This is a genomic window from Frankia sp. CcMO1 (assembly GCF_977945845.1).
Genome location: NZ_CDWTMG010000338.1, coordinates 1 through 3,969 on the forward strand (window position 1 = coordinate 1; position 3,969 = coordinate 3,969).

Below are 3,969 nucleotides of genomic sequence, written 5' to 3' on the forward strand. Positions count from 1 at the left end.
GGGCAGCCAGACCCGCGGTCCGGCGCGGGTGGCGCCGGGCACGGGCCCGCCGGCCGGACAGGGGCCGCTTCGCCCCGGCGGGAGCTGCCCCGGCGGAAGCGGCCGCATCATGATCACCGTCAGCCGGCCGGCCACCGGCCTGATCGTCATCCTCGCCGAGCGCGGACCCGCCGACCTGCCCGGACTCGCCGACCTGCCGAAGCTCGCCAGCCTGCCCGGGGTCCCCCGCCGGATCACCGGTCCCGCGTGGCGCCCGGCCCGCTGTCCCCGCACCGTTTGTCCCCGCACCGTCGCCCACTCGCACCCACGCGCCGGCGCTCTCCGGCGCATCGAGGCGGATCTGCGTCTTGGCGTCATGGGTATCCTCCTCCGCGGCCGGCAGAAGGCTCCTCATGCGGGTCGTCACCGGTGGGGCGAGCCAGGCGTCCCGCAGTATCCGGCGTGTCTCGCGCTCCGGGTCGCCAGTAGACCCGATCAGCACGCGCAGCAACGCGTGGGCGCTCGGCCGGGCCATAGGCTCCTTGAGCAACGCCGCGCGGACCGCTGGGCGCAGGGCCAGCGGAACATCCCCGGTGTCGGCCTCGTCGTGGACCACCCGGTACAGCAGCGCGTCGGGCCGGCCGGTCCCGAAGGGGGGTCGCCCCGACGCGGCGAACAGTACCGTCAGGCCCCAGGCGAAGACGTCCGCCGGCGGGCCGATCTCGCCGCGTCCGGTGACCTGCTCCGGGGCCATGTAACCCGGGCTGCCCAGCAACACCCCCGTCCTGGTCGCGGCCGTCGCGTCGACCGCCGCCGCGATGCCGAAGTCGATCACTTTCGGGCCGTCCTCGCTGAGGATCACGTTGCCCGGTTTCAGGTCCCGATGGACGATGCCGGCGTCGTGGATGGCCTTCAGGGCCTCGGCGAGCCCGGTCGCCAGCGCCATGACGACCGGCATGGTCAGCGCGCCCCGGTCGGCGATCGCCTCGGCGAGGCTTTGGCCGTGGATGTGCTCGGTTGCCATCCACAGATCCTCGGCGTCGGGATCGGCATCGACCAGCCTCGCGGTGCAGGCACCGTCGACCGCCCGGGCGGCCGCGACCTCGCGACGGAACCGGCTGCGGAACTCGGGATCGGCCGTGAAGTCCGACCGGATCACCTTGAGGGCGACCGGCCCTCCGGTCTCGTCGTCGATGCCGAGGTAGACGACTCCCATACCACCGGAGCCGAGCCGCGCGGTGAGCGTGAACCGGGCGATCCGCTCCGGATCGCCAGAGCGCAGCGACATCGCCGGCACCGCGCCCTCCTTTCCGTCGAGCTTTCCGCCGCGAGCCGACCGACAGCCGGCGAGGGTTGGCCGCCGGGGCCGACCGCCGCTCCGAACGTTCCGACGCAGTGGCCGAGGCAACGGTCGATGGAGCATCCCGACAGACCCGGAGGCCACGCCCACCGTGCCAGCTACATCTGTGACGGATCTGTGACGGAGATGCGACGGTCCGTGCGGTCGAATCACGGCGAGCAAACGAGTCCCGCCCGTGAGCGGATTCCGAGATTCCGAGATTCGAAGACCAGGAGATTCGAAGATCAGGAAATGGTCTGATGTTCGCGCAGCCGGATCAGGTCCGGATCCTGCTCGATCGCCTGGATGTCCTCGGCCCGGGCATGGGTGACAAAGTGCTCCAGGGGCACTTCGACGAACAGCCCTCGGGCCCGGACCGCGACCCGTCCGGTAGGGCTGTTCAATCGTCCCTCGCCACTGGCGTAGACCCGCCGGCCGAGCACGCCCTCGACCCGCGCCCTCAGGTGCAGGACGGTGCCCACGGGTACCGGCCGCAGGAAGTCCGTCTCCAGCCGGCCGGTCACCAGGCTGGTCCGGGTCAGATGCCCGAGCGCACCCAACGCCTCGTCGAGGGCGCAGCTGAGCAGGCCACCATGGGCGAGGCCCGGCGCTCCCTGATGATGCTCGGTCACCTCGAACGTCGCGCACAGCGCGAGGCCGGCATCGGCGTCGACCCGTAGGTGCAGTCCGTGGGCGGACTGGTCACCGCAGGCGAAGCACCGCACGTAGTGGGACGGCAGCACGGTGCCGGGCGCCGGTGCGTTCGCTGGGCGTGGCGGGAGTTGTGCTCCCGGTGGCAGATCTGTTCGCAACGGCGTCACGACCCGGACTGTACCGACGCGGTGGGATCCGCCTGGCATCTTGCCGACGTGCCTTCCACCAACCGGCTACCGGCCGACCCGCGGCCGAGGACTCCGCTCAGCTACCGGCGGCCGGCCGCGCGACGCAGGTGGCGCAACTCGCGGCGCAGCCTGATCTGAGGAATGACACCGATGAGTAGGCCGACGACGAGACCGGCGGCGGCCGAGGCGGCCAGTGCACCCGCGACCGACATCTGCCTGGTCGAACCGAACAGCCAGATGCTCACGCGCGCGTCGTTCTGCACGACGAAGACCACGACGGCGATCGCGATGAGCAGCACCAGCACGGTGATCGCATAGGTGGTGTAGGCAACCCCGCGACGCGACGGCCGGGCCCCGCCGGTGGGCGCACCCGGGACGCCGGGAGAATCCGGTCCGCCCGGGTGGGCCGGCTGGTGCGGAACGGGCGCCACGGCGCCCGGACCGGCCGGACCAACCGGACCGGCTGGACCAACCGGAACCTGGCCGGCAGGCGTTCCGGAAGGCGAGGCCGCGGGGGTCTGCCCGGCCGCCGCCGGCGCCGCGGGCGCGGGCGGAACGGCGGGCGGAGAGGCCGTACGCCTCGCGTTGCCGAACCCTCGGCCCGGCTGCTTCGGTCCCGTCATGATCGTCCTGTTCCTCGATCCGCCGCCATACCGCCCGATCGGCCGGCTCCGCGCACCGACAGCCCGATCAGCCCTACGCCCAGGAAGCGTAGACCGGGAAGCACTCTATACTGAAGGAAGCGGACGAGTTGGCCGGGCGACCGCGTCGGTGCCGGCTCGTCCGGCGTCGCCGAGGAAAGTCCGGGCTCCACAGGGCAGGGCGATGGGTAACACCCACCCGGGGTGACCCGCGGGACAGTGCCACAGAAAACAGACCGCCGGTGCCGGTTCCGGCGCCGGTAAGGGTGAAACGGTGCGGTAAGAGCGCACCAGCGCCCAGGGTGACCTGGGCGGCTCGGTAAACCCCGCCCGGAGCAAGGTCAGAAGGCCCGTAGCCGCGAGGCCGCGGACCGCGCAGGCGTTCGAGGGCTGCCCGCCCGAGCCTGCGGGTGGACCGCTAGAGGCTGCCGGCAACGGCAGCCCGAGAGAGATGGTCGCCGCCGACGAGCCGTGAGGCTAGCCGGTACAGGACCCGGCTTACAGGCCACCTCGTCCGCCTCAGCGGCCCGACCACTCCCCGGTTTGTACAATCTGGGGATGAGCGAGATGCCGATCAGCGAGGCACGCGACCACCTCGGCGAGATCGTCTCCAAGGCGGAGCACGCCCATGAGCGGATCGTCCTGACCCGTCACGGCCGCGCGGTCGCGGCAGTGATCTCCATAGAAGATCTCCGTGAGCTGGAAGCGGCGGAGGACGAAGCGGATCTCGCCGTCGCCCGAGAGGCGCTGGCCGCCGAGGAGCCTCGCGTACCCCACGCCGACGTCCTCGCCGAGTTCGGCCTGAACTGACGTGGCGCACACCGTCGAGTGGACGACTGCGGCGCTGCGAGAGCTGCGCAAGCTCGACGCCTCCACCACTCGACGGATCCTGATCGCGGTAACACGACTCGCGGCGGAACCCCGCCCCTCGGGGGCCCGGGCCCTCACCGGCCAACCCAGCAGGGTACTGCGGATCAGAGTTGGTGAATACCGGGTGATCTACCAGGTCGACCACACCCGCATTCTCGTCACGATCGTCCACGTCGCCCATCGACGTGAGGTGTACCGGCACCTCTGACCCGAGCCGCTCGGCACCCCCGGAGTCGGCACCCCCGGAGCAAGGTCCAAGGGCCCGTGGCCGTCACAAGTCGCGGACCGCGGAACCGTG

At 71.7% G+C, this 3,969-nt stretch carries 5 protein-coding genes and 1 other RNA gene; 3 read left to right on the plus strand and 3 right to left on the minus strand.

Annotated elements, in window-relative coordinates:
• The 3 genes from AC08OU_RS23325 to AC08OU_RS23335 all read right to left on the minus strand — a co-directional run.
• Positions 1-1,267, minus strand: a 1,267-nt coding sequence (locus tag AC08OU_RS23325) for a serine/threonine-protein kinase (RefSeq protein ID WP_476605819.1), incomplete at its 3' end; no start/stop codon positions are given.
• Between the two features lie 296 nt (positions 1,268-1,563).
• Entirely contained in the window at positions 1,564-2,139 is a 576-nt protein-coding gene (locus AC08OU_RS23330) for a PaaI family thioesterase (protein ID WP_476602090.1), read from the minus strand.
• Positions 2,140-2,240: 101 nt separating this feature from the next.
• A complete protein-coding gene (locus tag AC08OU_RS23335; RefSeq protein ID WP_462203840.1) occupies positions 2,241-2,783 on the minus strand; it encodes a lipopolysaccharide assembly protein LapA domain-containing protein in 543 nt (180 codons plus the stop codon).
• 124 nt (positions 2,784-2,907) lie between these two features.
• Here AC08OU_RS23335 and rnpB point away from each other — a divergent pair.
• From rnpB to AC08OU_RS23350, 3 genes are all read left to right on the plus strand, one after another.
• Positions 2,908-3,318, plus strand: an RNA gene (rnpB, locus tag AC08OU_RS23340) — RNase P RNA component class A.
• 41 nt (positions 3,319-3,359) lie between these two features.
• Positions 3,360-3,611 (plus strand): type II toxin-antitoxin system Phd/YefM family antitoxin, encoded by a 252-nt coding sequence (locus AC08OU_RS23345; protein ID WP_462189044.1) that lies wholly within the window; start codon positions 3,360-3,362, stop codon positions 3,609-3,611.
• A 1-nt stretch (position 3,612) separates the two neighbouring features.
• On the plus strand, positions 3,613-3,879 hold the full coding sequence (locus AC08OU_RS23350) for a type II toxin-antitoxin system RelE family toxin (protein ID WP_476602091.1): 267 nt from the start codon (positions 3,613-3,615) through the stop codon (positions 3,877-3,879).
• Positions 3,880-3,969 lie beyond the last annotated feature (90 nt).